Source organism: Nonomuraea roseoviolacea subsp. carminata (assembly GCF_024172185.1).
GTDB lineage: Bacteria > Actinomycetota > Actinomycetes > Streptosporangiales > Streptosporangiaceae > Nonomuraea > Nonomuraea roseoviolacea.
Window position 1 is genome coordinate 3,719,591 of the sequence record NZ_JAMZEC010000001.1, and the last position, 24,585, is coordinate 3,744,175.

The 24,585-nt window shown below is 70.9% G+C and carries 22 protein-coding genes; 8 read left to right on the plus strand and 14 right to left on the minus strand.

Annotated elements, in window-relative coordinates:
• Positions 1-18 precede the first annotated feature (18 nt).
• The 4 genes from HD595_RS17380 (at position 19) to HD595_RS17395 (ending at position 4,265) form a co-directional block, all read left to right on the plus strand.
• Positions 19-507 (plus strand): Jag family protein, encoded by a 489-nt coding sequence (locus HD595_RS17380; RefSeq protein ID WP_253781212.1) that lies wholly within the window; start codon positions 19-21, stop codon positions 505-507.
• A gap of 542 nt (positions 508-1,049) precedes the next feature.
• Complete coding sequence (rsmG, locus tag HD595_RS17385) at positions 1,050-1,691, plus strand: 16S rRNA (guanine(527)-N(7))-methyltransferase RsmG (protein WP_253781214.1); 642 nt, start codon at positions 1,050-1,052, stop codon at positions 1,689-1,691.
• A gap of 137 nt (positions 1,692-1,828) precedes the next feature.
• Positions 1,829-2,761: a ParA family protein gene (locus tag HD595_RS17390; protein WP_253770296.1), complete on the plus strand. Its 933-nt coding sequence runs from the start codon at positions 1,829-1,831 to the stop codon at positions 2,759-2,761.
• 532 nt (positions 2,762-3,293) lie between these two features.
• Positions 3,294-4,265 carry a ParB/RepB/Spo0J family partition protein gene (locus tag HD595_RS17395; RefSeq protein WP_253770298.1) on the plus strand — a complete coding sequence of 324 codons (972 nt, stop codon included), beginning with the start codon at positions 3,294-3,296 and terminating at the stop codon, positions 4,263-4,265.
• A 161-nt stretch (positions 4,266-4,426) separates the two neighbouring features.
• Here HD595_RS17395 and HD595_RS17400 read toward each other — a convergent pair whose 3' ends face one another.
• The 3 genes from HD595_RS17400 to HD595_RS17410 form a co-directional block, all read right to left on the minus strand.
• Positions 4,427-5,473: a threonine aldolase family protein gene (locus HD595_RS17400; RefSeq protein ID WP_253770300.1), complete on the minus strand. Its 1,047-nt coding sequence runs from the start codon at positions 5,471-5,473 to the stop codon at positions 4,427-4,429.
• A 409-nt stretch (positions 5,474-5,882) separates the two neighbouring features.
• Positions 5,883-6,839, minus strand: coding sequence for a D-alanine--D-alanine ligase family protein (locus HD595_RS17405; protein ID WP_253770302.1), 957 nt, complete (start codon positions 6,837-6,839; stop codon positions 5,883-5,885).
• A gap of 306 nt (positions 6,840-7,145) precedes the next feature.
• Positions 7,146-8,378 (minus strand): aminotransferase-like domain-containing protein, encoded by a 1,233-nt coding sequence (locus HD595_RS17410; protein WP_253781216.1) that lies wholly within the window; start codon positions 8,376-8,378, stop codon positions 7,146-7,148.
• Positions 8,379-8,645: 267 nt separating this feature from the next.
• Here HD595_RS17410 and HD595_RS17415 point away from each other — a divergent pair, with 267 nt between their 5' ends.
• Positions 8,646-9,263 carry a GNAT family N-acetyltransferase gene (locus HD595_RS17415; RefSeq protein ID WP_175590214.1) on the plus strand — a complete coding sequence of 206 codons (618 nt, stop codon included), beginning with the start codon at positions 8,646-8,648 and terminating at the stop codon, positions 9,261-9,263.
• A 143-nt stretch (positions 9,264-9,406) separates the two neighbouring features.
• Here HD595_RS17415 and trxA read toward each other — a convergent pair whose 3' ends face one another.
• From trxA to HD595_RS17455, 8 genes are all read right to left on the minus strand, one after another.
• Positions 9,407-9,721, minus strand: a complete 315-nt coding sequence (trxA, locus tag HD595_RS17420; protein ID WP_175590213.1) for a thioredoxin — start codon at positions 9,719-9,721, stop codon at positions 9,407-9,409.
• A gap of 11 nt (positions 9,722-9,732) precedes the next feature.
• Positions 9,733-10,665: a thioredoxin-disulfide reductase gene (gene trxB, locus HD595_RS17425; protein ID WP_253770304.1), complete on the minus strand. Its 933-nt coding sequence runs from the start codon at positions 10,663-10,665 to the stop codon at positions 9,733-9,735.
• A 143-nt stretch (positions 10,666-10,808) separates the two neighbouring features.
• Positions 10,809-11,747: an anti-sigma factor gene (locus tag HD595_RS17430; protein ID WP_253770306.1), complete on the minus strand. Its 939-nt coding sequence runs from the start codon at positions 11,745-11,747 to the stop codon at positions 10,809-10,811.
• Positions 11,737-12,372 carry an RNA polymerase sigma factor SigM gene (gene sigM / locus HD595_RS17435; RefSeq protein ID WP_253770308.1) on the minus strand — a complete coding sequence of 212 codons (636 nt, stop codon included), beginning with the start codon at positions 12,370-12,372 and terminating at the stop codon, positions 11,737-11,739. The genes HD595_RS17430 and sigM overlap by 11 nt, the downstream gene beginning before the upstream one ends.
• Before the next feature lie 15 nt (positions 12,373-12,387).
• Positions 12,388-13,908 (minus strand): protein kinase family protein, encoded by a 1,521-nt coding sequence (locus tag HD595_RS17440; RefSeq protein ID WP_253770310.1) that lies wholly within the window; start codon positions 13,906-13,908, stop codon positions 12,388-12,390.
• Positions 13,909-14,073: 165 nt separating this feature from the next.
• Positions 14,074-15,681 carry a murein biosynthesis integral membrane protein MurJ gene (murJ, locus tag HD595_RS17445; RefSeq protein ID WP_253770312.1) on the minus strand — a complete coding sequence of 536 codons (1,608 nt, stop codon included), beginning with the start codon at positions 15,679-15,681 and terminating at the stop codon, positions 14,074-14,076.
• Positions 15,678-17,915 (minus strand): DUF6049 family protein, encoded by a 2,238-nt coding sequence (locus HD595_RS17450; protein ID WP_253770314.1) that lies wholly within the window; start codon positions 17,913-17,915, stop codon positions 15,678-15,680. Before HD595_RS17450 ends, murJ begins: the two co-directional genes overlap by 4 nt.
• A 47-nt stretch (positions 17,916-17,962) precedes the next feature.
• Entirely contained in the window at positions 17,963-18,484 is a 522-nt protein-coding gene (locus tag HD595_RS17455) for a YbaK/EbsC family protein (protein WP_253770317.1), read from the minus strand.
• Between the two features lie 145 nt (positions 18,485-18,629).
• Here HD595_RS17455 and HD595_RS17460 point away from each other — a divergent pair, with 145 nt between their 5' ends.
• On the plus strand, positions 18,630-20,033 hold the full coding sequence (locus tag HD595_RS17460; RefSeq protein WP_253781217.1) for a CCA tRNA nucleotidyltransferase: 1,404 nt from the start codon (positions 18,630-18,632) through the stop codon (positions 20,031-20,033).
• Between the two features lie 6 nt (positions 20,034-20,039).
• Here the strand turns inward: HD595_RS17460 and HD595_RS17465 are convergent, their stop codons facing one another.
• Positions 20,040-21,329 carry an MFS transporter gene (locus HD595_RS17465; protein WP_253770319.1) on the minus strand — a complete coding sequence of 430 codons (1,290 nt, stop codon included), beginning with the start codon at positions 21,327-21,329 and terminating at the stop codon, positions 20,040-20,042.
• Between the two features lie 105 nt (positions 21,330-21,434).
• Here HD595_RS17465 and idi point away from each other — a divergent pair, with 105 nt between their 5' ends.
• Positions 21,435-22,028 (plus strand): isopentenyl-diphosphate Delta-isomerase, encoded by a 594-nt coding sequence (idi, locus tag HD595_RS17470; RefSeq protein ID WP_253770321.1) that lies wholly within the window; start codon positions 21,435-21,437, stop codon positions 22,026-22,028.
• A gap of 169 nt (positions 22,029-22,197) precedes the next feature.
• On the opposite strand, the gene HD595_RS17475 is transcribed toward idi, so the two are convergent.
• Together HD595_RS17475 and HD595_RS17480 are read right to left on the minus strand one after the other, a co-directional pair.
• Positions 22,198-23,277 (minus strand): inositol-3-phosphate synthase, encoded by a 1,080-nt coding sequence (locus HD595_RS17475; RefSeq protein WP_253770323.1) that lies wholly within the window; start codon positions 23,275-23,277, stop codon positions 22,198-22,200.
• 13 nt (positions 23,278-23,290) lie between these two features.
• Complete coding sequence (locus tag HD595_RS17480; RefSeq protein ID WP_175604061.1) at positions 23,291-23,875, minus strand: PadR family transcriptional regulator; 585 nt, start codon at positions 23,873-23,875, stop codon at positions 23,291-23,293.
• Between the two features lie 133 nt (positions 23,876-24,008).
• Here HD595_RS17480 and HD595_RS17485 point away from each other — a divergent pair, with 133 nt between their 5' ends.
• Positions 24,009-24,383, plus strand: coding sequence for a DUF5318 family protein (locus HD595_RS17485; protein ID WP_253770326.1), 375 nt, complete (start codon positions 24,009-24,011; stop codon positions 24,381-24,383).
• The last annotated feature ends 202 nt before the right edge of the window (positions 24,384-24,585 follow it).

A 24,585-nucleotide genomic window follows, 5' to 3' on the forward strand; every position in this document is an offset into this window, starting at 1 on the left:
ACGAAGGAGAGGGCGGCCATGACCGAGGCCGAGCAGGAGAAGGCTCCTGATGTCAACGCGCTCGAGCAGGAGGGCGAGATCGCGGCCGACTACGTCGAGGGCCTTCTCGACATCGCCGACATCGACGGCGACATCGACATGGACGTCGAGGGCGACCGCGCCCTCGTCTCCGTCGTCGGGGTGAAGGGCAACGAGCTCGTCGGGCCCGACGGTGAGGTGCTGGAGGCGCTCCAGGAGCTCACCCGCCTGGCCGTCCACCGGCAGACGGGGGAGCGGTCGCGGCTCATGCTGGACATCGCCGGCTACCGCGAGCGCCGCCGCGCCGAGCTGACCAAGCTGGGCAGCGAGGTCGCCAGCCAGGTCAAGGAGAAGGGCGAGCCCAAGTCGCTGCGCCCCATGACCCCCTTCGAGCGCAAGATCGTCCACGACGCCGTGGCCGCCGCCGGGCTCCGCAGCGAGTCCGAGGGCGAGGAGCCTCAGCGGTACGTGGTGGTCTTCCCCGCCTGACGCGGCCCCCGCGTGCACCTGTCCGGCCGCCAGCCCCGACACGCGCGGGCTGGCGGCCGTTCGCATGTCCGCCCCTGGGCCCTCGCCGTCCCCGGCCGTTGGCAAGTCCGCCCCCGTGCCCTCGCCGTCCCCGGCGGCCGGCAAGTCCGCCCCCATGCCCTCGCCGTCCCCGGCGGCCGGCAAGTCCGCCTACGCCCGCCCCATCCCGGGCGGCTGGCATGTCCGTCCCTACGCCCGCCCCGTCCCCGGCGCTGGCATGTCGCTACGTCTGCCCCATCCCGGGCCGTTGGCATGTCCGCGCCTACGTGCCCTCCCGGCCGTTCGCCTGTCCGGCCGGTCCACGACCCTCAGCCGTACGCCCGTCCGGCCCGCCGCATCCCCGGCCGTTCGGTTGTCCGCCCTTGTCGCGGTCCGCGCCCGTGAAGGTGGCTAGCCTTGACTCGACACGGATCGCGGCGCGCGAGGCGACGCCATCCAGTCGGTCACCCATCCCGAGAAAGGTCCACCCACCAGTGAGCGATGAGCTGCCCGCTCCGCCCGGCATGGCACGGGACGTCTTCACCGGCGAGGCATGGGATCGGGCGAACATGTTCGCCGAGCTCCTGGCCGGGCCGGGGGTCGTGCGCGGCCTGCTCGGGCCGCGCGAGGTGTCGCGCATCTGGGACCGCCACCTGCTCAACTGCGCCGTCGTGGCCGAGGCCGTGCCCGAGAACGTCAGCCTGGTGGACATCGGCTCCGGCGCCGGACTGCCCGGCCTGGTGCTCGCGATCGTCCGCCAGGACATCCAGGTCACGCTGCTGGAGCCGTTGCTGCGCCGCACCGTCTTCCTGGAGGAGTGCGTCGAGGCGCTGAAGCTGCGCAACGTCGAGGTGCTGCGCGGCAGGGCGGAGGAACTGGCGGGCAAGCGGGTGTTCGACGTGGCCAGCGCCCGCGCCGTCGCGCCGCTGGACCGGTTGCTCAAGTGGGCCATGCCGCTCCTGCGCGAGGGCGGCGAGCTCATCGCCATGAAGGGGGAGCGCGCCGCCGAGGAACTCGCCGAGGCCGAGCCGCAACTCCGAGCCGTCGGAGCGAGGACGGCTGAGCTTGTCACGGTCGGGCGCGGTAAGGTCGAGCCGCCTGCGACACTGGTCCGGGTGGTAGCGGGTCGCGCGCCGGAAAGCACCAGGCGGCGACGGAGGAGGTGACAGTGGTGCCAGTCGCGCCAAGCGGTCTTGGCTGGCCCGACGGTCCTCTGGCCACGAGTCCCACCGGCGTGGGATGGCCCGAATTGGGCGTGTCGCCGCAGCGAATTCCCGACACCGGCCTATCACGGGTTGAAAGGATGGCCAACGTGACCCAGACCCCACTGAACCCCGGCGATTCCCCATTGGTACGAGAGGCGCTCAGCTCTGTGGTTTCACGTGAAACATCTGCGACCCAGGCGGCCACCCAGGCCGGTGACACTCCCGGCGGCGCTGAGAGCACCTGGCCCCGCCCGCCCAAGTGCAGAGTGATCGCGGTTGCCAACCAGAAGGGCGGTGTGGGCAAGACGACCACGTCCGTCAACATCGCGGCGGCGCTGTCCATGAACGGCCAGCGCGTCCTGGTCGTCGACCTCGACCCTCAGGGCAACGCCTCCACGGCGCTGGCCACCGAGCACCGCGGCGACGTCCCCGACGTCTACCAGGTGCTGGTCGACGACCTGCCGATGGCCGACATCGTGAAGCAGGTGCCCGACATGCCGGGCCTCTACTGCGCCCCCGCCACCATCGACCTGGCCGGCGCGGAGATCGAGCTGGTCTCGCTGGTGGCCCGCGAGGCGCGGCTGCGCCGCGCGCTCTCCGCGTACGAGGCGGAGCTGGACTACATCATCATCGACTGCCCGCCGTCGCTCGGCCTGCTCACGGTCAACGCCCTGGTGGCCGCGGAAGAGGTCATGATCCCGATCCAGTGCGAGTACTACGCGCTGGAGGGGCTCGGGCAGCTCCTGCGCAACGTCGATCTGATCAAGGCGCATCTCAACCCCACGCTGCGGCTGTCCACGATCGTCCTCACCATGTACGACGGGCGGACGCGGCTGGCGTCGCAGGTGGCGGAGGAGGTCCGGGCGCACTTCGGCGACACGGTGCTCAACACCGTGATCCCGCGCAGCGTCCGCCTCTCCGAGGCGCCGAGCTACGGTCAGTCGGTCATGACGTACGACCCGGGGTCGAGCGGCGCGATGGCGTACATGGACGCCGCCAGAGAGATCGCCCACCGCGCCGCCACGGTGTAGCCCCGTCCATGTAGTCAGCCCGCGCTCGGGGGCATGGGTGACGTGTCGGGTGATTCTCGCGCTGTGGCTGGAGCGGGCGGCTGCGGCTGGAGTTGGCGCTGTCTGCTCGCTGGCGCGTTCATGGGTCGTTCGCGGGCTCGGGTTGTCATGGGAGGCTCGGGCTTGCCGCGGCACGACGGCTGAGGCTCCGTCGTGGTCGCGGATGGGGCGAGTCGTTCCAGGGGCGAGTGCCTGAGAGGTACCTACCTGCGGGCTCGCGGCCCGGGTGGTGCCTGGAAGCGTGCATGCCTAAGCGCCATGCTTGAGACGCTTCATGGGCCACTGTCGAGACGCTCCGTACATGGGGCCATCCGGCGCCTTCGAGACGGCGAGCCACGCCCGAGATCCGCCATGCCTGAGACTTCTCATCTTCCAGGCCGCGACTGGCGGGTGTAAATCAGGCGCAACGGCGTGTGGCGAGGACACACCGGGTCGCGTCGGCACCGGTAACCTCTCCTGGAGTGACCGGATTCGGCCGGGTGGAGGAGACGCAGTGAGTCAGCAGCGGCGGGGATTGGGCAAGGGGCTCGGGGCGCTCATCCCGACCGGTCCCATCGTTGACGGCACGGGGACGGCGCCGGCCCCCGCCGACGGCGCGCCTCCCGAGACCGGCCCTCTGCCGATCGCGGGGGCGTACTTCAGGGAGATCCCCCTTGAGGCCATCGTGCCGAACCCGCGTCAGCCGCGTGACGTCTTCGACGAGGAGCGGCTGGACGAGCTGGCGGCCTCCATCAAAGAGGTGGGTCTGCTCCAGCCGATCGTCGTCCGTTCGGTCGGCGGCGGCAAATATGAGCTGATCATGGGGGAGCGGCGCTGGCGCGCCAGCAAGCTCGTCGGCCTGGATCCGGTGCCGGCGATCGTGCGCAACACCCAGGACGACGATCTCCTCCGTGACGCCCTCATCGAGAACCTCCAGCGCGAGCAGCTCAACCCCCTCGAAGAGGCGGCCGCCTACCGGCAGCTCCTGGACGACTTCCGGGCCACCCACGAGCAGCTCGCCCAGAAGGTCGGCCGCTCGCGCTCCCACATCACCAACACGCTGCGCCTGCTCAACCTCCCGCCGGAGGTGCAGCTCCGGGTGGCGGCCGGCACGGTGAGCGCCGGACACGCGAAGGCCCTGCTGAGCCTCGAGAGCGCGGAGGAGCAGATCCGGCTGGCCGACCGGATCGTGGCCGAGCTGCTGTCGGTACGGGCGGTCGAGGAGATCGTGTCGTTCGGCGGCGCCACGGCGGCTCCCGCCGCCAAGACGGCCCGGGAACGTCGTCCCGTCAACAAGCCCACCGCTCCCGGCCTCACCCACCTCGCCGACCGCCTCTCCGACCACTTCGAGACGAAGGTGAAGGTGGACCTCGGGCGGCGCAAGGGACGGATCGTGGTGGAGTTCGCGACGATCGACGACCTGGAGCGCATCATCGGCACGATGGCCCCCGAGGCGGTCCGAGCCATGCGAGAAGCTCAATCATGACCACTGTTTCACGTGGAACACTGCTGCCGGTCTGATGTTCCACGTGAAACCAAGGCGCGCTTGGTGACGATGTTCCACGTGGAACGTCGCCGCCACCCGAACCGGTGACGACGTGTTCCACGTGGAACGGTCGATGGTTTCACGTGGAACACCGGCCACCCTCAGGCGCCGACCGCCTTGCGGATGTCGTCCAGGAAGTCGTCCACCTGTTCCGGGGTGGTGTCGAAGGCGGTCATCCAGCGGACCAGGCCCGCATCCTCGTCCCAGTAGTGGAAGAGATAGCGGCTCTGCAACGCGGCGGTCGCGTTCTTCGGCAGTACGACGAAGGCGGCGTTCCCCTGAGCCGGGAAGACCAGCGACACCCCGGGCAGTCCTTCCAGGCCGGCGACGAGGCGGGCGGTCATCGCGTTGGCGTGCGCGGCGTTGCGCCGCCACAGCTCGTCCGTCAGGAGCGCCGAGAGCTGCGCCGAGACGAACCGCATCTTGGACGCGAGCTGGAGCGACTGCTGGCGCAGGAATGGCACGGCATGCGCGAGGGACGGATCCAGGACGACCACCGCCTCAGCCGCCAGCGCACCGTTCTTGGTGCCGCCGAAGCTGAAGACGTCCACCCCGGCGTCCGTCGTGAGCGTGCGAAGATCGCAGTCCAGGTACGCGGCGGCGTTCGCCAGCCGGGCGCCGTCCAGGTGCAGGCGCATCCCCGAGTCGTGCGCGGTCTGCGCGAGGGCGGCCAGTTCCCCGGGGGAGTAGCACGTGCCGAGCTCGGTCACCTGGGAGACGGAGACGACGCGGGGCTGCGGCTCGTAGGTGGTTCCCAGCGCGCCGAGCCGGCTCGTGATGTGGTGGGGACGCAGCTTGCCGTCCTCCGTGGGGACGGTGATGAGCTTGACGCCCAGGAGCCGTTCGGAGGCGCCGGTCTCGTGGGTGGCGATGTGCGCGCTCTCCGGGCAGATGACCGCGTCGTACCGGCCCAGCATGAGCGACAACCCGACGATGTTGGCGCCGGTGCCGTTCAGCACGGCGAAACCCTCGGCCTCGCTCCCGAACGCCTCCTTGATCTGGCACTCGAAAGCGGTGGTCCACCGGTCGCTGCCGTACGCGGGGGCGTCGCCGTGGTTGGCGGCCGTCATGGCGTCGAGGACGTCCGGGTGCACGCCCGCGTGGTTGTCGCTGGCGAAGCTCTTGGGATAGATGGGATCGATCAGCACACGACCCAGGCTACTGACGTGGGCAGAGCGTCCCCGGCTTGCCGGTGCCAGGCGCGCCCGCAGGCGCCGGGGCGAGACGTCGTGCCGCCCTCTCGCCGTTCTCCTGCCGCAGCCGCCATTGACCGCCGCTGGTGAGTGAGCGCGGGAGGCAGCCTCCGGTCGCGGGGGAAGCGCGCCCGTGGGCTTGGTCGGCGGGGGAGTGAGGAGAACGTCCCGGACGGGGCGGCCTGGGCAGGGAGGCGTGAGGAGAACGTCCCGGACGGGGCGGCCTGGGCAGGGAGGCGTGAGGAGAACGTCCCGGACGGGGCGGCCTGGGCAGGGAGGCATGAGGATCTGAACGCGAGTGGCGGAGCGGCACGCGACCCCGGGAGGAAGCCCGGGTGGCGTGGCGCCCCGCCGGGGCCGGTCGTCAGCTTCGGGCGCGGGAGGCCGCCTGGGTGAGGAGGATGCGGCAGAGGTCGCCCAGATCCTGCCCCGCCGCCTCGGCCGCCATCGGCAGCAGGCTCGTCTCCGTCATCCCGGGCGCGACGTTGACCTCCAGGAAGTGCGGCTGTCCCGAGGCGTCCACGATGAGGTCCGTACGGGAGACGTCGCGCAACCCGAGGGCGGTGTGGGCGGTCACGGCGGTCTCGGCGCACGCGGCGGCGATCTCGGGCGCGAGCCGGGCCGGGGCGAAGAACTCGGTGTGTCCGGCCGTGTAGCGGGCGGCGTAGTCGTAGACCCCCTCGTCCGGCACGATCTCGACCGGCGGCAGCGCCACCGGGCCGTGCCCGAGGTCGACGACCGAGACCGCCACCTCCACGCCCTCCACGTACCGCTCGATCAGCGCGGTGTCGCCGTACGCGAAGCAGCCCACCATCGCGGCGGGCAGCTCTTCGGCGGTGCGCACGATCGACGCGCCGAGAGCCGAGCCGCCCTGCGCGGGCTTGACGAACAGGGGCAGGCCGAGCCGGTCCACGATGCGTCCGAGCACGACCGTGGCGCCCAGGTCGTGGAACGTCTCCTTCGGCAGCGTGACGGACTGCGGCGTGCGCACCCCGACCGACCGGACGACCGCCTTGGCGGTGGGCTTGTCGAAGGCCACCCGGCAGGCGTCGGGGTCGGCGCCGACGTACGGCACGCCGAGCAGCTCCAGCACCGAGCGGATCGCGCCGTCCTCGCCGGCGCCCCCGTGCAGGGTGACGAAGACGGCGTCCGGCGGGTCGGCGAGGATGGACGGCACGAGCGACGCGTCGGTGTCGCGGGTCTCCACGTCGATGCCGGCCGCGCGCAGCACCTCGCTCACGCGGCGGCCCGAGCGCAGGGACACCTCACGCTCGTACGAGAGGCCCCCGGCCAGCACCAGCACGTGGCCCAGATCGCTCATCACATCTCCTCCGCTGACGGCACGCTGTCCCACCGTACCGGCGCCCGGCGCCCCTGGCGTACGACGGGCACCGGGCGAGCGCCTGGTGTCGGACGCCTCTCTCGTGGGGTGATCCTGACGGGCATGGGGTCGCGTGCGCGCGGTATGGGCACTCCGGTCCGCCCGGTGGCCGGCGTCGATGAGCGGGTGGCCTGGTCGCCCTGACCGTGGGCACGACGGGCGAGCGCGCACGGGGACCAGTACGGCCGGCGTCCACAGCCAGAGAACGCCGGCCGTACAGAGTCCCCGCGAAGGAACGCGAGACCCTCAGGCCAGGTCGGGCCCGGGTGTGTCGACGCCCGCGTGGCCGCGCGTCGAGCCCGTGCCGAACGTGTCGCGCAGCTGGATCTCCTGCTCGATCACCCCGGCCAGCCGGCGCACGCCCTCCCGGATGCGGTCGGGCTCCGGGTAGCAGTACGACAGCCGCATGTTGCGCGCCCCGCTCCCGTCCGTGAAGAACCCGGTGCCGGGCACGAACGCCACCCGTTCGGCCACCGCGCGCGGCAGGATCGCCTTGGAGTCGAGGCCCTCGGGCAGCGACGCCCACACGAAGAAGCCGCCGGCGGGCCGGGTCCAGGTCACCTCCGGCGGCATGAGGACCTCCAGCGCGTCGAGCAGCGCGTCGCGGCGCTCGCGGTAGAGCTCGCGGAACGACTTGATCTGCTCGCGCCACGGCTGCGTGGCGAGGTACTGGCCGACGGCGAGCTGCGTGAACGACGAGTGCGACAGCACGGCCGACTCCATGGCCAGGACGAGCTTGTCGCGGATGGCGTGCGGCGCGAGGGCCCAGCCCACGCGGAACCCGGGAGCGAGCGTCTTGGAGAACGACCCGAGATAGACCACCCCGTCGGGGTTGTCCGCGCGCAGGGCGCGCATCGGCTCGCCGTCGAAGCCGAGCAGCCCGTACGGGTTGTCCTCGACGATGAGCACGCCGGCCCGCTGGCAGATGTCGAGCACCTGCTGGCGGCGCGCCACGTTGAGGGTGACGCCGCCGGGGTTGTGGAACGTCGGGATCGTGTAGAGGAACTTGATCGGCGCCCCGGCGGTCTCCAGGGCGTAGATGGTCTGCGCCAGCGACTCGGGCACGATGCCCTGGTCGTCCATGGCGATGTGCACGACCTTGGCCTCGTACGCGGCGAACGTGCCCAGGGCGCCCACGTAGGACGGGCCCTCGGCGAGCACCACGTCGCCCGGGTCGATGAAGATGCGGGTGATCAGGTCGAGCGCCTGCTGCGACCCCACGGTGACGACGACGTCGTCCGCCCCGGCGTTGATCCCCTCCAGCCGCATGACCTCGCAGATCTGCTCGCGCAGGTGCGGGTCACCCTGGCCGGAGCCGTACTGCAGGGCCACCGGGCCACGCCTGGTGACCAGGTCGGAGACGAGCTCGCCGACCATGTCGAGGGGAAGGGCCGTGACGTACGGCATGCCGCCGGCGAGCGAGACCACCTCGGGTCTCGACGCGACGGCGAAGAGAGCTCGGATCTCGGAGGCGACCATCCCGGTAGCTCGCGCGGCGTACCGGTCGACGTAGGCGTCGATGCGCGATCCATGAATCGCGGGTGTCTGACCGTGATTGAGCTCTTCTGTCACGGTCCACCTCCTCGGTGTCAGATAGACCTGGAACAACAGGTTACGCCAACCGGGCATGTCGCCCGTGACTGGCCTGGACGCCTTGGTCCCCGCCGACGGCGTCCCACTGGGCTACGATGCCAGCTGGGGACGCGGTTTTCGCGGGCTTTTCCGGGTCAACGATTGGGGCCGTAGTTGTCGCGCCGGCTGGTCAATATCACCCTGGACAATCTGGACGATCTGCCGCGCCGTTGCAGGCGGTGCGTGTTCTGGGAGCTCGACCCCCTCAGCGGAGAGCGCGCGGTCGACTCGGGTGATCCCGGGCTGGAGAAGGAAGCCTGGATCTCCGCCACCCTGCTCGAATGGGGCAGCTGCGGGAAGATCGTCTATGTCGACGGGGTGCCCGCCGGATTCGTCCTGTACAGCCCGCCGCTCTACACCCCGCGTTCCGTGGCGTTCCCGACCTCGCCGGTCAGCGCCGACGCGGTGCTGCTCATGACGGCGCACATCATCCCCGAGTTCTCGGGCGGCGGCCTGGGGCGGATGCTCATCCAGGGGATGGCGAAGGACCTCACCCGCCGGGGCGTCAAGGCGATCGAGGCGTTCGGCGACCTGAAGTGGGAGGAGCCGAGCTGCGTCGTGCCCGCCGACTACCTGCTTTCGGTGGGGTTCAAGACGGTACGCCCGCATCTGCGGTTCCCGCGGCTGCGGCTGGAACTCAAGACGGCCGTGTCGTGGCGCGAGGACGTCGAGGTGGCCCTGGAGCGCCTCCTGGGCTCCATGAGCCCGGAACGGGCCCTTCGCCCCGTCTGAGCCCCTCCTGGACCCCCCTGGCCCCGCGTGGGCCGGCTGGGGTCGGTCTGCGCCCGCCTGGGCCCGTGACGGCGAAAGCCCTCCGCGCGGTGCGGAGGGCTTTCGCATGAGAAACCTGGACGAACCCAGGAGCGGGCCGGAGCTCAGATGATGCCGTCGAGCTCCCGCAGCAGCATCGCCTTGGGCTTGGCGCCGATGATCTGCTTGACCACCTCGCCGCCCTTGAAGACGTTCATGGTCGGGATCTGCAGCACGCCGTACTCGCGCGGCACGTTGGGGTTCTCGTCGATGTTGAGCTTGACGATCTCCAGCTTGTCGCCGTGCTCCTTGGCGATCTCCTCGAGGATGGGCGCGACCTGACGGCACGGGCCGCACCACTCGGCCCAGAAGTCGACCAGAACGGGCTTGTCGCTCTTGAGGACCTCGGCCGCGAACGTGGCGTCGGTTACTGCCTTCACGATGGCGCTCCTTAACTTTCGTGTGCGGCCAGCCAGCGCTCGGAGTCCAGGGACGCCGAGCAGCCGGTGCCGGCCGCGGTGATGGCCTGACGGTAGGTGTGGTCGACGACGTCGCCGGCGGCGAACACGCCGTCGATGTTCGTCGCGGTGCTGGGGGCGGCGACCTTGATGTAGCCCTCGTCGTCGAGGTCGATCTGGCCCTTGACCAGCTCGGTGCGCGGGTCGTGGCCGATCGCGAGGAAGAGCGCGTCGGTCGCGAGCTCGCACTCCTCGCCGGTCTTGACGTTGCGCAGCTTCACGGCCTCGACCCGGGACTCGCCGAGGACGTCGACGACCTCGCTGTCCCAGACGAAGCGGATCTTGTCGTTGGCGAACGCCCGCTCCTGCATGATCTTGCTGGCGCGGAGCTGGTCGCGGCGGTGGACGACCGTGACCATGCGGCCGAACCGGGTCAGGAACGTGGCCTCCTCCATCGCGGTGTCACCACCGCCGACGACCACGATGTCCTTGTTGCGGAAGAAGAAGCCGTCACAGGTGGCGCACCAGGAGACGCCGCGGCCGGACAGCCGCTTCTCGTTCTCCAGGCCCAGCTCGCGGTAGCCCGAGCCCATCGCCAGGATGACGGACTTGGCGTAGTAGGTGTCGGTGTAGGTCTTGACCACCTTGGGGTTGGCTTCCAGGTCGACCTCGACGACGTCGTCGGCGACAAGCTCGGCGCCGAACCGCTCGGCCTGCTTGCGCAGGTTGTCCATCAGGTCGGGACCCATGATGCCGTCGGGGAACCCGGGGAAGTTCTCCACGTCGGTGGTGTTCATCAGGGCGCCACCGGCGGTGACGGAGCCCTCGAAGACCAGCGGCTTGAGCTCGGCGCGCGCGGAGTAGACGGCCGCGGTGTAGCCAGCGGGCCCGGACCCGATGATGATCACGTTACGAACGTCGCTCAACGCTCCCACGCCTTCCTCGTCTGTTTTTGCCAGTGGCGTCAACAGATCCTAGGCCGCGGAGATTCCCGCCCCTACCCGCGACGCCGGGTCCAAACGAAAGAGCCCGCCGAGGCGGGCTCTGACGCGTTCTCATGGTCGAAAGGTCACCAGCGGCCGAGCCTCGGCTTGCGCAGGTTCTTGCAGTGGTACGGGTCCACGACGTCGAGGCGGATGCGCTTGGTCGCCTCGTCCTTCCAGGACGCCACGATCACGGCCTCCTGGCCGTTGTACTGCCCCTGGTCGACGGCGAAGATCTTCAGCTTGGTCCGGTCGGCGACCCGGTCGACGCACGAGGCGACGTTGTTGGTGTCGGCCGTCACCCCGGCCACTATCGGCGCCGGGCCGAGGAAGCGCTCCAGGGGCTGCCGCAGCTCGCCGTCGCTGTAGTTGTGGCCGCTGTCGGTCAGCGCGTACGGCCTGGGCTTCGCCGTCGCCCTGGCCGGCGAGGGCTGCGGCTGGGCAACCACCTGGCCGCTGACGCCCGTTCCGCCGTCCCCGCTCGCCAGCAGGAGGTTGCCGGAGACCACGACGCCGCCCACGACGGCGGCGGCCGCCGCGGCGACCGCGGGCAGGGCCCACCGGCGCCGGCGGGCGACGCGGCGCCGGGCCGGGACGATCGTCCCGTCGTCGGCCACCACACCGAGCCGCACGGTCTCTTCCTCCGAGGAGTCCGAGGAGACAGGCTCCGGCTGCGGAGTCAGCCGGGCGGCGGGCACGAGGCGGGCCGGCTCGGCCGGTCGCTGCCACGGGGCGTCCCGCATCAGCTCGTCCCAGTCGGGGGCCTCCGCGAGGTCCACCCCTCCGCGTCGCTGCTCGGCCTCGGCGGCGAGCGCCTTGTCGATGCGCAGTGCGACACCCATCGGCATGGCCGGTGTCGGTGTCGCCGCGAGCACCTCGCGAACCGCCGCCAGGTCGGCCAGGAGCTCCCCACAGGGGTCGCATACCGCGAGATGGTCGCGGACCTGGCAGGCCGTGCCGGCGTCCAGGAGACCCTCGGCCAGCTCGGCGAGGACCTCCAGATCGTAGTGCGTATCACCCGTCACGAAGTTCTGCTCCCTTCCCGGATGAGACGCGACTGAGGTTCGATCGGTTCCGCAGATGCGAAAGAATCGGGGCAAGTTTCGCCCGGCCGCGCGCGCATCGGCTCTTGACCGTGCCGCTGGGCACACCAAGCACCTGAGCTGCGTCTTCGACCGAATAACCCATCATGTCGACGAGCACGAGGGCCGCCCGCTGGTCGGGCGGCAGCAGTTTCAGCGCGGCCGAAACCTCCATGGACACCTCCCGCTCGACCGTCTGGTCGGGCATGGGCGTCTCACGTTCGGCGGCCTCGATCAGCTCGTCGTCGGCCACCGGGCGGATGGACTTGCGGCGCATCCGGTCGAGGCAGGCGTTGACGACGATGCGGTGGAGCCAGGTGGTGACGGCCGCCTCGCCGCGGAACGAGCCCGCCTTGCGATAGGCGGACACGAACGCGTCCTGCACGGCGTCGGCCGCCTCGTCGGGGTCGCCCAGCGTGCGCAGGGCGACCGCCCACATGCGGTCACGGTGCCTCTTGACGATCTCGCTGAACGCGTGTGGATCCCCGTCGATGTGCGCGGTCAGCAGCTCGGCGTCGCTGATCGCCGGCCGCTCCGCTGATGAAGGTGTCTCGGGTGGGGAGTTCACAAGAGGGATTCCTGGTTATGCCGATCCGGGGGAATGGACCACTACCTCATAGATGGTGCCATGAAAGCCGCCCGCGTCTGCCGGAAGCCGAGTAAACCAGATCAAAACGTACTGACCGGTGGCGGCCTGATCGGGCTTGAGGGTGACCTTCCCGGAGACGCCCTTCTGCTTGGTGACCGTCTTGAGCGCCGAGAGCTCGGGCGCGTCGCCCACCTTGAGCTCCACGCTCGCGCCGCCCGCGCCGGACAGCGTGGCCACCACGTCGCTGATCTGGACCGGCTTGCCCATGTCGAGCAGCAGGCCGACGCCCTCCTTGAGGTTGCCCAGGTCAGCGGTGTTGTAGTTGTCGGTCTTCCAGAACGTGCTCGGCTTGCCGTCGAGCGTCAGCTCGGCGCCGGTGTTCTCCTCCTTGTCGCCCAAGGGGTCGAACGCGATCGCCTTCTTCGGCTTGACCGCCTGGGGCGCCGCCGTGGCGGACGGCGCGGTCGCCGTCGGGGTGCCCTGCGCCTCCGAGCCGCCCTTGCCGCTGCCCAGGCTGCGGCCGATCGTCCACGCGCCGACGCCGACCGCGACGATGACGAGCAGCACCACGACGGTCATGAGCGCCCGGTTGACCACGCCGCCGCCCTGCCGGCCGCCGTGCTGCGGGACGGTCAGGTGCTGGATCGGGGGCTGGGGCCGCGGGGGCCGCACCTCGGTGCCGAGCCCCTCGGACGGCGAGGTGGCCGTCACCGAGGGCGGGGAGGACGCGTAGTCGATCGGGATCGGCATCGGCCGGGCGACGCCGGCCAGCGCCTCGGCCACGTCGGCGGGGCTGGTCAGCGCGCCGTGGCCCTTGCGCGACTCGGGCAGGCACGCCTTGACCGTGACCGTGTCGAGGTAGCTCGGCACGCCCGCGGTCACCTGGCGGGGCGTGCAGAAGTGGCCGTCGGTCATGGGGGCGGGCGGCAGGCCGCCCTCCTCCTCGTCGCCGGGCCAGTGGCCGGTCAGCCCGGCGTACAGCAGCCGGCCGAGTCCCTCGGCGTCATCCAGGGCGGGCTGGTCGGTGGTGAGCCCGGACAGGGCCGCGTCGACCGCGACGCCGAGCACCTTGACGGTGTTGCCGGTCGTCCACACCAGGTGGGACGGGCGCAGGCACAGGTGGTGCAGGCCGGCCTCGTGGGCGTGCGCGAGGGCCTCGGCCGCCTCGGCCACCAGCCCGGCCGCCCGCTCCGGGTCGAGCGGGCCGCCCGACACCAGGTCGGCCAGGGTCTCGCCGGTCACCCACTCGCTGACGACGTAGGAGTAGTCCTCCTCCTCGGCGGCGTCGAACACCTGGGTCAGCCGCGGGTCGGTGAGCCGGCTGGCGGCCCGGGCGGCGGTGACGACCTCGTGGACGCGCGGGAAGTCGGGGGAGAAGGTGTGGACGGCGACGGGGCGGGCGAGGATCTCGTCGATCGCCTTCCACAGGGTGGCGCCGTCGGCTTCGCTCACCCGGTCCTCTAGCCGGAAGCGCTCGGCGAGACGGGTGCCGGGTTCGACCGCCGACGTGCTCACTGACTCACTCCGCTCGGCTGATCGTGCGCGTTCATGACTCGACTGGCCCGCGTGGTCGTGTCCCACGTAGGCACGCTATGCCGGGTGGATCCGCCCACGCCCCTCCTGCTTCCATTCGCGCGTGTGGGCACCATGGTAGTGCCGCGCCGGTTCCGCCCGTGTTCCTTACCGTCCCAGCCGTCCGGCAACCATACCGACGATCGAGTTGACCTCCGGGATGCGCATCCGGTGGGCCACGGCGAGGTACAGCAGCATGCCCACACCGCCGCCGACCACCAGGATGATCACCGAGGTCAGGAAGGTCAACCCGCCGAAGGCGATCTGGACCAGCCACACCACGGCCAGGGCGAGCACGGCCGTGGGCAGGGCGGCGAGATACATCCGGGTCATCGACATGCCGATCTGCCAGCCGCCGAGCCCCTGGACCCGCCGGGAGGCCAGCCACCAGGCGGCGACCGCCCCGAGAGCGTACGCGACGGCGTAGGCGAAGGCCAGTCCCATCACCGTGTAGGCATAGGGCAGCACCTGGTAGAGGATCCACATGAACAGCGCGTTGAGGGCGGTCGTGGCCGCGCCGACGTAGACCGGGGTGCGGGTGTCGCCGAAGCTGTAGAAGACGCGCAGCAGGAGCTGGAAGACCGCGAACGGCACCAGGCCCAGGCCGTACACCTGCAGGACGTTGCCGATGTAGACGGCGTGCTCCACCGGCGTGGCGCCGTGGGCGTAGATCGGCACGGTGATCGCCGGGCCGAGCACCATGAGCAGCAGCGACACCGGCACCATGATCGAGCCGATGAGCCGCACGCTCGACCCGAACTCGGCGCGCACGTCGCCGAAGCGGCCCTCGCTCACCGCGCGGCTCATCCGCGGCAGGGCCGCGGTGATCACCGAGACGCCGATGACGCCGTACGGGAGCTGGAAGAGCTGGAAGGCGAAGGTGTAGGGGGTGATGCCGTGGCCGGTCACGGCGTCGCCGGCCTGGCTGGACAGGTTGGTGGTCAGCATGAAGCCGAGCTGGGTGACCACCACGTAGCCGATGGTCCAGATCCCCGCCCGGCCCATCTCGCCGAGCCGGGCGTTGCGCACGTCGAAGCGCGGCGTGAAGGTGAAACCGACCCGGCGCAGCGCCAGGATCAGCACGATCGCCTGGGCCACGATGCCCGCGGTGGTGCCGAGGCCGAGCAGGGCGAGCTGCCCGTCGGTGACCTGGGCGAGGTCCTTGCCCGCGTCGCCGAACACCACCAGGTAGACGACCAGCACGCCGATGACGACGACGTTGTTGAGCACCGGGGCCCACATGGGCGCGGCGAACCGGTCGCGGGTGTTGAGGATGGCGCCCGCCACCGCGCCGACGCCGAAGAAGGCGAGCTGCGGCAGGATCAACCGCGCCAGCGTGACGGCGACGTCGAACTTGTGGCCGGTCCAGCCCGTCGTGTAGAGGTCGATGAGCAGCGGCGCGGCCAGCACGGCGAGTAAGGCGACGACGGCCAGCGCGACCGTGGCGATGGTCAGCAGGCGCTGCTCGTAGGCCCGCCCGCCGTCGGGGTCCTCCTTCTGCGCCCGCACGATCATCGGCACGACCACGCTGCTGAGCACGCCGAGCAGCAGCAGGTCGAGGATGCTGTACGGGATGGCGTAGGCCGCGTTGTAGGCGTCGCCCATGGCGGCGGTGCCGATCGCCGTGGCCAGCGCCATGGTGCGCACGAAGCCCGTGACCCTCGACACCATGGTGCCCGCGGCCATGACGGCGCTGGCCCGCAGCATGCGGCTCATACGGCCTCACTCTCCCGACTCTTGGCGGCCCGTTCGAGCCGTCGCTGCGATCTGCGCCTGAGAACCCGCGTCACGACCGCGGCGAGCATGACCGTCAGCGCCGCGCCGACGATCACCAGGGCGATGCCGGTGTAGCCGGTGGTCCGGATGATCAGCTTCACCGGCTTGCCGTACGGCTGCCCGTCGGAGGTGCGGAGCTGGACGGTCACGGCGGAGTCGCCGCTGACGCCGGACACCGCCGTCATCTTGACCGGCAGGGTGCCGCTCTGGCCGTTGCCGCCGATCACGAGCCTGCGGGTCGGCTGGGGGACGATCCGCAGCACCTTGGGGTTGTTGGAGGTCACCTCGACGTCGACCGTGATCCCGACCGGCAGCGAGTTCTTGACGCTGACGGGCACGACGCCGTCGGAGCCGGCCAGCGTGCGCGGCCGGTCGGGATCGGCGCCGGTGATCGCGATCATGCCCATCCGGGCGTCCACGGCGTCCCTGACGAGCTGGGTCGCCGCCCGCCCGGCGCGGGTCTGGTTGCGCCACGCGGAGGACGTCAGCCGCAGCACGGCCGCGTCGAAGGCGGACGGCGGCTTGTCGGTGGTGATGAGCGAGGTGAGCTCGGCGTTGCGCGCGATGTCCTTGACCGGGGTCAGGTACTTGCGGCCGAGCTCCTCCTTGCGGTTGTCGTCGGTGTAGGTGAGGCCGGCGCGCTGGGTCTGCGCCGTGCGGGCGGCCGCGCCCTTCGGGGGCTTGACGGAGTCGAGCGGGGTGAGCGACAGCCACGGCAGGTCGTCCGCGGTCTTGAGGAGGGCGGAGACGAGCGTGGGGTTGGGGTCCCACCGGCGGGAGGGGGCGACGACGATCGACCTCGGGGTGGTCTGCCCGGGCTCGGCCGCGATCATCGCGGTCTCGGCGATGAAGCGCTGGCGGCTCAGCAGCGTCGAGCCGGCGCCGCCGCCGGGCTCGAAGAGCCGGCTGAGCGTGGGGTCGGCGACGAGCGCCGTGACCGGGCCGGCGACGCTGTAGAGCGTGGCGGTGGCGTCGGGCGTGACCGCGCCGGACGCGAAGGCGGTCTGCTGCGTCGTCTGACCGGTCTGGGTGGTCGGGGTGGTCTGCTGGTCCTGCTGCGGCAGGTTGGCGGAGGTGAGCAGGACCTTGCCCACATGGGCGACGCCCGGCTTGCCGACGGCCAGCAGGTCGAGCGCGTCGGCGTCGAGCAGTCCGGACGCCGGCCAGTTGATCGAGGTCGAGACCTCGGGCCGCAGGAGCTGGGTGGCCTTCTGCCCGCCCAGCTCGATCGCCCGGCCGACCTGCGTGTCGAACCCGTGGTGGGCCAGGGCGGCCACGTCGGGGTCGGCGTACGGGGTGGCGACGACGGGGGAGTCGGCCAGGGCGGTGCGCAGGTCGTTGAGCCACTGGGCCGCCGCGGCGTCGGCCGGCTTCTTGACCGTGGTGTCCTTGCCGGCGACGGTGTACGGCTTGGACATGGCGGTGAGGTCGTCGAGCAGGGCCGGGTCGACGAACCAGGTGACCTTCTTGGGCGCGGCCTGGGCGATGCGCAGCAGGTCGGCGAGGCGGCCCTTGCCGGTCAGCGCGGCGCTCAGCTTGTCGTCGGCGAACGTGGCGTCGTCGGCGTGTCGAGGCTGGTCGATGACGCGGTGCGGCTGGTCGATCAGCGGCAGGGCGAAGGCGAGCTTGTTGCGCACCGGCTTGGGCTGCTGGGGCGCGTACGTGATGAACGTGCGCTGCACGGCCAGGCGCCGCCATCCGGCCTGCTGCACCTCGATCGCGATCGGGTAGACGCCGAAGCGGGGCAGGGCCGGGTGGGTGAGCTGCGCCGGGGTCAGCGTGAACTCCCACGGCGCCGAGGCGCCCGCCGCCACAGCCGCTATGGCCACCTGAGAGGTCTGGGACGCCTGGCCGGGAAGCGTCTGGTCGGTCTGGTCAGCCTGGTACGTCTCCAGGGCGGCCCGGTCGGGCAGCGGCTGCGACGAGTAGCGCAGCCGGACGAGCAGGTTGCTCAGGTCGCTGCCGGTGTCGTTGCGCAGCGTGCCGGAGACCTTGATCACGTCGGCCGCGCCCTTGGCCCAGTTGGGTGTGATGGAGGACACGGTGAGGACCAGCCCCTGCCGGCTGGCGTGGGCGGGGGACGTCTTCGCGGCAGCCGTGCCCGGCGTCGCCACGCCCACGGGGGCGAGCAACGCAGCGGAGACGACGGCGAGCAGCGTGGCCTTACGGATCACGCGTCCGCCCGGGCTGGAGTACGGCGCACGCCCGCAATGGTACGGGCTCAGTGCCGCAGCGCGATCGCCTCACGTGATCCCCTGGGCCGGGGAATCCTGAGGTCCACGGTCTTGCCGGACAGGAGGGACAGCAGGTCGAGGGCACGCATGCCGACGGCGGTGTGTCGTTCGCCGCTGGCCATGAAGATCGGCTCGGCGTCGCCCGCCAGCCGGTCGTCCACCAGCAGCGGGAGCCGGCGCGGCAGCAGCAGCGGGCACACGAGCCCGGAGGCGTAGTCGGTGGCGGAGTTGACCAGGAACGCGGGGGCGGGCCGCACGTCGCGGGCGCCCAGCAGAGCGCCGACGGCCCCCGGGCGCGGCGGCGCGGCGACCGAGGAGACGACGCCGACGACCTCGCGGCCGAGCCTCGCGGTGACCTCGAACACCGTGACCATGACGCACCTCTCGGGCGCGGCGGAGATCGTCGCGGGCAGCTCCTCCACGCGAGTGATGGGACGCGGAAGGCGTACGATCTCATGATGGACCTGGTGCGCGAGGAGCCAGCGGTGGATCGCGAGGGCGTCCTTCATGAACACGCTCCTTCGGCCTTGGCCCCCGACGGTCCTCTTGACCGACGGTAACCCGGACCTCATGTGGCCCGGGGGATATGTTCCGGAATCGAAGGACCTACCCAGCTTGTCCGACTCAAATCTGACCGACAACCAGCAGCGGGCCATGAGCGACCTGTTCCGTAAGATCTCCCCGGTGGCCGACGACCTGGGCCGCCTGTTCGCCGACCAGGGCCACGAACTCGCCCTCGTGGGCGGCCCCGTGCGCGACATGCTGCTCGGCCGCACCGGCAACGACCTCGACCTCACCACCGACGCCCATCCCGAACGCGTGCTGTCCATCGTGCGCGACTGGGCCGACTCGGTGTGGACGATCGGCATCGACTTCGGCACGGTCGGCGTGCGCAAGGGCGGCTGGCTGATCGAGATCACCACGTACCGGAGCGAGTCCTACGACCCCAAGTCGCGCAAGCCCGAGGTCATGTACGGCGACACGCTGGAGGCCGACCTGGAGCGGCGCGACTTCGCGGTCAACGCGATGGCCGTGCGCCTGCCCGGCCACGAGTTCGTCGACCCGTACGGCGGCCTGACCGACCTGGCGGCGCGGCGGCTGCGCACGCCGGGCCCGGCCGAGCGGTCCTTCGACGACGACCCGCTGCGCATGCTGCGCGCCGCCCGCTTCGCCTCCCAGCTCGGCTTCACCGTGGACGACGCCGCCGTCGAGGCGATGACGTCGATGGCCGAGCGCATCGAGATCGTCTCGGCCGAGCGCATCCGCGAGGAGCTGGACAAGCTGGTCTGCGGCGCCCACCCCCGCGAGGGCCTGCGGCTGCTGGTCGAGACCGGCCTGGCCCAGCACGTGCTGCCCGAGCTGCCCAGGCTCCGCCTGGAGATCGACGAGCACCACCGGCACAAGGACGTCTACGAGCACACGCTGACCGTGCTCGACCAGGCGATCGCGCAGGAGGAGGACGGCCGGCCCGACGCCATCCTGCGCTGGGCGGCGCTCATGCACGACGTCGGCAAGCCCAAGACGCGCCGTCACGAGCCCGGCGGCCGGGTCTCCTTCCACCACCACGAGGTGGTCGGCGCCCAGCTCACCAAGAAGCGCATGACCGAGCTGAGGTTCCCCAAGGACGTCGTGGCCGACGTGTCGCGGCTGGTGGAGCTGCACCTGCGCTTCCACGGCTACGGCACGGGCGAGTGGACCGACAGCGCCGTGCGCCGCTATGTGCGCGACGCCGGCCACCTGCTCACCCGCCTGCACAAGCTCACCCGGGCCGACTGCACGACCCGCAACAAGCGCAAGGCGGCGGCCCTGTCGCGCACCTACGACCAGCTCGAGGAGCGCATCGCCCGGCTGGCCGACGAGGAGGAGCTGGCCAAGATCCGGCCGGAGCTCGACGGCAACGACATCCAGCGCGTCCTCGGCGTCGGGCCCGGCCCGGTGGTGGGCCGGGCCTACAAGTTCCTGCTGGAGCTGCGCCTGGACAAGGGCGTCATCGGCGCCGAGGCGGCCACCGAGGCGCTGCTGGAGTGGGCCCGCGACAACGGCCTGACCTCCTCCTGACGGGGGTCAGGGCGACGGCGTGGGCACCGGGGGCCGCACGATCAGGCGGTAGACCAGCGCGGCCACCGGGTAGCCCAGCGCGATGATCGCCACGGCGAGGTAGGACCTGCCGTCGGGCGGCAGGATGGCCGCCGACAGCGCGGCGGCGAGCACGTACATGCCGTTGAAGAGCATGTCGTAGATCGAGAACGACCGCCCCAGGTAGGCGTCCTCGACGTCGCGCTGCACGGCCGTGTCGGCGCAGATCTTGACGCTCTGCCCCGCGATGCCCAGCACGAAGCCGGCCACCGGCAGCCCCCACTCCTGGAAGGGCAGGATCAGCGCCCCCGAGACCAGGCCCGCCGCGGCCAGGGCCATCGGCACCCACCGCTCCAGCGTGAACCGCTCGGTGGCCCACGGCGTGAGGACGATGGCGAGGGTGTAGCCGACGCCGGAGGTGGCGACCACCACGCCGATGCCGCGCAGGGCCGCCTCGGCGTCGCCGTCGGTGAAGTAGTAGCGGTACAGGATGATGCCGAGCGCGGTCGCCATGCCGTACAGGAACCGGTGGGCGGCCATCGCGCCCATCGTGGCGGCGGCCCTGCGGTGGCCCACCAGGTGCCGCGCGCCGTCCACGAGGCCCTTGACCACGTTGCGGACCGCCTCGCGCGCCTGCGGCCGGTCGGGGTCGTAGGAGGGGCCGAGCAGCGAGCGCTCCATCGTGCGCGCGATCAGCGCGCTCAGCCCGAACACCACGCCCGAGATGACGAACAGCAGCGCCGTGCCGTACACGCCGCCGCCGAACACCTCGCGCAGCAGGAAGCCCACGCCGGCGCCCACGAACGTCAGGGCGGTGCCGGAGGTGGGGGTGACGGCGTTGGCCGCCATCAGCCGCTCGGGCGGCACCACGTGCGGCAGGGAGGCGCCGAGCGCGGCCATGAAGAACCGGTTGACGCCGAGCACGCCGAGCGCCGCCGCGTAGAACAGCCACTCGGGCACGCCGGCCACCAGGAGCGCCGCGGCGACGAGCAGCAGCGTGCCGCGCACCATCGGCGCGATCACCAGGATCTGCCGCCGCGACCAGCGGTCGATGAAGACGCCCACGAACGGTCCCAGCACGCTGTAGGGCAGGAACAGCACGGCCATGCCGGCGGCCACGGCCAGCGCGGTGGTCTGCTTCTCGGGGCTGAAGAAGGCGAATCCCGTCACCGCGAACTGGAAGATCCCGTCGGAGAACTGGGAGACCAGCCGGGTGCCGAACAGCCGGCGGAAGTCCCGGCCCTTCAGGACTATCCGCAGATCGGCGACGAACGACACGCAGTCAGCCTAGTCCCGATCCGGACGCGCCCGGGCGCGGGAGTTGGCGCCGCAGGTGGAGGAACCCGTCCCGGACCACACACATGATCACGTACGCTTCGTAGCGTGACGACTGATGAACTGGTGGTGCTGGTCGACGACGAGGGCCGCGCCGTCGGCACCGCGCCCAAGCTGTCGGTGCACGGCCGGCAGACCCCGCTCCACCTGGCCTTCTCCAGCTACGTCTTCGACGGCGCCGGCCGTGTGCTGCTGACCAGGCGCGCCGACCACAAGCTGACCTGGCCCGGCGTGTGGACCAACAGCTGCTGCGGCCACCCGCTGCCGGGCGAGCCGCTCGACCGCGCCGTCACCCGCCGGCTCTCCTACGAGCTGGGCCTGGCCGTCGAGCGCGCCGACCTGGTGCTGCCCACGTTCGCCTACCGGGCCGTCATGGGCAACGGCATCGTCGAGCACGAGCTGTGCCCCGTCTACCGCGTCACGGCGGAGGCGCCGGCGGTGCTCAACCCGGAGGAGGTGGGGGAGACGCGGTGGATGCCGTGGCAGGAGTTCGCCGCGCGCGTGCTGAAGGGGGAGCTGGCCATCTCGCCCTGGTGCGCCGAGCAGGTGCCGTTGCTGGTCGAGCTCGGCCCCGACCCGATGGCCTGGCCCACGGCGGCCGAGACCGAGCTGCCTCCGGCGGCCCGGGTCGCCGGAGGCTGACGTCCTGGCACCGGCCGGCGTCCTAGCACCGGCCGGCGTCCTGGCACCGGCCGGAGTCCTGGCACCGGCCGGAGTCCTGGCCTCGGCCGGCGTGCCGGCCTCGGCGGCGGCCCACAGGATGCCGTGACGGCGGCCGACCCCGTGCGGGATCAGCCGCCGCCTGGCCGGCTTACCTGTCGACCTCGCCGCGGATGAACTTCTCGACGTACTCGCGAGCCTCGTCGTCGGAGTACTGCTCGGGCGGCGACTTCATGAAGTACGACGACGCGCTGAGGATCGGGCCGGCGATGCCCCGGTCGAGGGCGATCTTGGCCGCGCGCACCGCGTCGATGATGATGCCGGCCGAGTTGGGCGAGTCCCACACCTCCAGCTTGTACTCCAGGTTGAGCGGAGTGTCGCCGAACGAGCGGCCCTCCAGGCGGATGTAGGCCCACTTGCGGTCGTCCAGCCACGGCACGTGGTCCGACGGGCCGATGTGCACGTCGGCCTTGCGCATCTCGTGCGGGATCTGCGAGGTGACCGACTGGGTCTTGGAGATCTTCTTCGACTGGAGCCGCTTGCGCTCCAGCATGTTCATGAAGTCCATGTTGCCGCCGAAGTTGAGCTGGTACGTGCGCAGCAGCTCGACCCCGCGGTCCTCGAACAGCTTGGCCAGGACGCGGTGCGTGATGGTGGCGCCGACCTGCGACTTGATGTCGTCGCCGACGATCGGCACACCGGCCTGCGTGAACTTCTCGGCCCACTCGGGGTCGGAGGCGATGAAGACCGGCAGCGCGTTGACGAAGGCGACCTTGGCGTCGATCGCGCACTGCGCGTAGAACCGGTCGGCCTCCTCGGAGCCCACGGGCAGGTAGGAGACCAGGACGTCGACCTGGTTGTCGCGGAGCACCTGGACGACGTCCACGGGCTCCTCGTCCGACTCCTCGATGATCTCCCGGTAGTACTCGCCCAGGCCGTCGAAGGTGTGGCCGCGCTGGACGACCACCCCCGTCGGGGGCACGTCCGTGATCTTGATCGTGTTGTTCTCGCTGGCGACGATCGCCTCGGACAGGTCGCGGCCGACCTTCTTGGCGTCCACGTCGAAGGCGGCGACGAACTCGACGTCGCCCACGTGGTAGTCGCCGAACTTCACGTGCATCAGGCCAGGCACCCGGACGGCCGGGTCGGCGTCCTTGTAGTAGTGGACGCCCTGGACCAGTGACGCAGCGCAGTTGCCGACACCGACAATGGCCACGCGAACCGAACCCATCGCACTCGCTCCCTTACTCATCAGTTGACGTGGTATCTCTCTCGGGCTCTTGCGATGCCCGTCTCTCCGTCGCGATCAGCTCGTTCAGCCAACGCACCTCGCGTTCGACCGATTCGAGACCATGACGCTGCAGCTCCAGCGTGTAGCTGTCGAGGCGCTCCCTGGTGCGGGCCAGGGCGGTGCGCACGCTGTCCAGCCGCTCCTCCAGGCGGCTGCGGCGGCCTTCGAGGATGCGCAGGCGCACCTCGGCCTCCGTGTGCCTGAAGAAGGCGAAATGGACGCCGAAGCTCTCGTCCTCCCAGGCCGACGGACCGGCCTGGGTGAGCAGCTCGTGCAGCCGCTCCTTCCCCTCGGCCGTCAGCTTGTAGACGATCTTCGATCGGCCGCCCACGATCGTGGCCGGAGCCGGCTGCTCCTCGGCGATGAGGCCTTGGGCGAGCAGCGATCGCAGGCAGGGGTAGAGCGACCCGTAGGAGAACGCACGGAACATCCCCAGCAGAGCGTTGAGCCGTTTGCGCAGCTCGTAGCCGTGGAGCGGGGTCTCGTGCAGCGACCCGAGCACGGCCAGCTCCAGCACTCTGCCTTGTCCGCCGGCCACCGGAACCGCCTCCTCTCGCGTCGATGTATCTAGCCGATACATCATGAGGATACGTCGGTTCGCTATATCGCGGCAATGAGCGAGTTTGCCAAGTCGTTGGGAGCAATCACCAAAAAGCCGTAGTCTGGCGCTCATGTGGTCACAGAGAAGGGTGGTGGACGACGGCCTCTCGGCGAGAGGAGTGGTCCGCGACCCGCGCTCGCCCGGCGAGGTCTGTGACGCACAACCGTTCCTCCTTCACGCGGCCGGGCATCTCGGTGAGCCGACCGAACGCCTATGCCCTGTGTGTGGCAGGCGGAACGTCACCAACGTGACCTATGTCGACGGGGATCGCCTGGGACGGCATACGGGTCAGGCAAAGGCGACGTCAGATCTCGTCGAAATGGACCATGATGACGACGAGATCCGTGAGTACGTCGTCGAGGTCTGTCAAGGTTGCTCCAGGAACCACATGACGGTCTCGTTAGTCCTCGGCAACGGACCGCCGGATCTCGTCGGCCGAGAGTAGAGACCGAAGGCGGTCAAGGCGCCCACGCCCACCCGCCGTGCTATCCGACGACGATGCGAGGACGTGTTGAGTTACAGCCATGACGAGGGGACGGCCCGCCCGGGGAGGCGCCGTCGCTCCGGCTCATCCCGTTCCGTTCCCCAGCGCCAGACGCCGCAAACCGGCGACTCCGGCTGGGAGGACGCGCAGCCTCCACGTCGTC